General features: G+C 38.8%; 1 protein-coding gene. It reads left to right on the forward strand.

Features of this window, described 5'->3' with window-relative positions; translation table 11 throughout:
- Positions 1 to 3,881: beta strand repeat-containing protein (locus ACZIYX_RS23700; RefSeq protein ID WP_462684740.1), on the forward strand; the 3,881-nt coding region annotated here is incomplete at both ends.

The following is a 3,881-nucleotide window of genomic DNA, read 5'->3' on the forward strand; positions in this document are numbered from 1 at the left end:
AATAAGTGTTCTTAACACAGCAAGCGTGTGTCCATCTAACATAATTAATTTTACTATTAATCCAGAATTATTGATAACAGCTGCATTAGATAACGATTTAACGTGTACTAATGATGCTAATATTTCATTTTCTGTTACGCCAGGTACAGGAATAGCTCCGTATGTTTTTGATGTAATGAATGCAGGTACAAATACCGTTTTTCTAGGAGGGGTTACTTCTCCGGTTGCTATAAATACAGGAGGGACTTACGAGATTAGAGTAACGGATGGACAAAATTGTACAGCTACTTCCTCTCCAATTGTAATTACACCTTATGTACAAGTTGTAGCAAGTACGGTAGCAGTAAATCCTTTTTGTGCAGGAGATGGCGGTTCTATAACAGTATCCATAACCGCAGGAGATGGTCCATTTATTTATACTTTAAATCAAGGAACACCCGGACAAGTAATAGTTGGACCGACAGGTGCCACTACAGCAACATTTAACAATGTAACTGCGGGTAATCATGTAATAACGGTTACGGATGGGGACAGTTGTCCTTTATTGGCCCCTTTAAATGAGACAATTACAGACCCGCCTGCAATTACGGCCGATATAGCTATAACTCAGGATTATCGTTGTGATGCTTCAGGTTCTAGTTCCACACCACAATTGGCCACAATTACAGTTTCTAATGAGTCAAATGGTAATGGTTCTTATGAATATAGTATCGATGGGGTTGATTTTACCAATACCACAGGGGTATTTACCGGTTTAACAGATGGTACATACACAGTATACATTCGGGATACAAATACGGCAGCTTGCCCTGTTAATTTAGGGCAACTAATAATAGACCCGCTTCAGGAAGTTACAGATCTTACTTTTGCTCAGACTCAGGTACAGTGCCCTGCACTTACTTCAGATGTTACGGTTAGTGCTACCGGTACGAATGGTGCTACCAGTTTTGAATATAGGATAGCGGCACCTGCAGCTAGTGCAACAGTTTTCAGTGCTACAACAACCTATACATTACCGGCAGGGGGCACATATACTTTTGAGGCACGAACCACTACAGATGGATGTATATATTCAGAAAACTATACTATTGATCCAATAGATGCTATTGGGGTTTCTGGAAGTATTACAGCAGAGCCTACTTGTGATACAAATACAAATGCTTCATTTGCCTTTACGGTTACCGGTATTGACTTAACATCTACTAGCTATAGTTATGTTGTTACCGGAGGAACTATAGCAGGTTCTCTTACAGGAAATACTCTTACTGCTGTTCCGGTATCGATACCAGGTATTGGAGCAGGTACTTATGATATTGTGGTTACAGATGACACTACACTTTGTACAGCTACAACGCAGGTAATAATTACAGATCCTGCAGATTTAACTATAAATGCTCCTGTCACTACTCCTGCGGGTTGTGGTATTAATGACGGTACGATTACCGTTACTGCTAATGGAGGTAGAGGAGGCTATCAATATGAGTTACGGGATGCAGCAGGAGTTGTTGTTATTACGGCATATCAAGGGGTTAACTCATTTACTGGTTTAGCACCGGGGACTTATACTGTTTTTGTTAGAGATGGCAATACAGCTGCTGCATGTGAGGAAAGCGTACAAGCCATAGTTGGTGAAGAGTTGGCACCTGTAATTGCACTTGCAACAGGAGGAGATCCATGCTATGATCCAATTAATCGTGCGACACAATGGGTTACTATAACTCCTGGTGTAGCTGCTCCTATTGGTCCATTTACTTATAGTTTAGATGGGGGCGCACCGGTAGCGGTTACCTTTTTGGGCGCACCAGCACCAGCAAACACATTTGAGGTTCCCAATCTTACTCCGGGAGGGCATACAATAAGTGTTCTTAACACAGCAAGCGTGTGTCCATCTAACATAATTAATTTTACTGTAAATGACCAATTGGCTATTACGGCGATTTTGGATAATGATTTAACATGTATAGCAGATGCCCAAATTAATGTAGTTACCACTGGAGGAAATGGTGCAACATCATTAGAAATAAATATTAATGGTGGAGGATTTAACCCTTATTTAGGAGCAATACCATTTACTACAAATACAGCAGGAACATACCAATTTAGAGTAATTGACTCTGCAAGCCCTGCTTGTACAGCAGACTCTGCAATAATTACTGTAAATCCTGCTCCAAATCCTGTTGTAAATGCTCCAACTATTACAAACCCTACATGTAATGGAGATTCTGACGGAGCTGTTGTAATTAATATAGATACAACAGTTGGAACAGGCCCTTATGAAGTAGATTTTAATGGATTAGGATTTAGTAACCAAACAACTTATGGAGGTTTAATAGAGGGCACCTATAATTATACGGTAAGAGATGCTAAAGGTTGTACAGATACTTTTTCTGTTACTTTAAGCGCTCCACCAGTAATTGTTGATAATACTGTTGTTACAGATATTGTTTGTAATGGTGCAGGAATAACACTCGGCCAAATAGACTTTAACGGAATTACAGGAGGTGTTCCACCATATTCCTTAAGTCTTTTAAATTCAGCAGACCTTAGTTTAGCAACTACGGGATCTACTAACCCGGTTGCTGGAGTAGTAGCTGGAGCAAATGTATCTTTTGCAGGGTTGAGTTTTGGAAATTATACTTTAAGAGTAATAGATGCCAATAATTGTAATTACGATTTTACAGGTTCTATTTCAACGACTCCTATTTTTAATATTACTTCTTCTGTATCAGGTGTTTGCTCAGGAGGTGTTACTGCAACAATAAATGTTACCGGTGGTACAGGTCCTTTTCAAATTCGAGAATATACTCCGGGAGGAACAGAACCTTATGTTAATTTAGTTCCAGGACCTACAACACACGTGTTTACAAATTTACCATTTGATACACCATTTACATTTGAAGTTCTTGACACTGCTACAAATTGTACAGATATTCGTACACTAGCACCACCACCAAATCCATCTACTATTAATATTGCATTAGTAGAAAACCCTGTAACTTGTGTAGGTTCTACAGATGGATCTATCGATTATACGATTACAAATTATCAAGGAACAGAGCTTACTTATAGTATATATAGATCAAATGATTTAGTTAATCCGCTAACTGTGGGTATAATTTATAGTGCAGGTAATCCACAAACAGTTGCAGCAGGAGGAACTGCTACAGGTAATGTATCTGCTTTTGGACCAGGTACATACTTAATTAGAGTAGAAGAAACAGACATAACAGTGGCTGATGCATGTAACACAGCTGCAGAATTTACTATTTTAGAATCTGCTACACCATTTGCATATAACACAACAACAATTATTGATGGTCATTGTAATGCCAGTTCACAAGGTATTGTATCTGTTACAGGTGGTACAGGACCTTACGGATTCTTGGTAGTCGAGAGTGGTAACCCTAATCCAGGTATATATTCTACAAGTAATGTAGTGATATTGGATCAAACCATAAATCTTAATTGGGATTTATATGTTACTGATGCTAATAATTGCATATTGGGACCATTCCCTTTAACGGCAACGGTGATTCCAGATCCTACTTTTACTAGTGTACCTGCTTTTGTAGTAGATCCTTGTGTTAATGACAGTATGTATCCATTAACTGTTATTGCTACAGGTCAAAGTCAATTACAATTTGGTATTGATGATGGAGACACGGGTACTCCTGATGCTCCTGTTTTTGTAGATGGTACACCTACAGGAAATCCAAATGAATATACATTTACTTACAATATTACCAATGTTAGTGCAAATAGTCATACGCTAACGGTAAGGGATGTTAATGGGTGTACAGATACAGCAAGTATTACTATATACCCGGAGTTGATAGTAACAGCTACCATGACAGAGCCTACGTGTCGTGATAATGATGGTA

It is taken from the genome of Aquimarina sp. (genome assembly GCF_977115655.1).